We start from the raw sequence: 317 nt of genomic DNA, 5'->3' as shown, positions 1-317 counted from the left end.
AAAGAAGACGGCCTGCATGTCACGGTCAATGTCGAATTTTCACATCCGGCTCGTCTGCTCTGGTGCTACGAACCGACGCCAAACACCATTGTGCCAAAACGCTATTTAACCAACAGCGGCTACATAAGCACGAGTCAAATAGGCATGTTTGATGAAAAACCAAATACTACACCTTGGGGAAAGTAAATGAATCGCGGCTCTAAAGGAATATTCACAACAAAAGCGCAACCTTTTTCAAAATGGTGGGCGCAATTTCGAGCAGAAGTGATTGTTGTCCCAATGAAAGACCCGCTCGAACCGTTTATGACGGTCAATGA

General features: G+C 45.4%; 1 protein-coding gene. It reads left to right on the top strand.

What is annotated here, in order from left to right; translation table 11 throughout:
- On the top strand, positions 1–186 hold a 186-nt coding region (locus tag MD535_RS25950), incomplete at its 5' end, for a hypothetical protein (RefSeq protein WP_265678146.1).
- Positions 187–317 lie beyond the last annotated feature (131 nt).

Origin of the sequence: Vibrio qingdaonensis (genome assembly GCF_026191675.1) — a bacterium.
Lineage (GTDB): Bacteria > Pseudomonadota > Gammaproteobacteria > Enterobacterales > Vibrionaceae > Vibrio > Vibrio qingdaonensis.
Note: the sequence above shows the minus strand (reverse complement) of the source record. Positions and strands in the feature narration are given on the sequence as shown.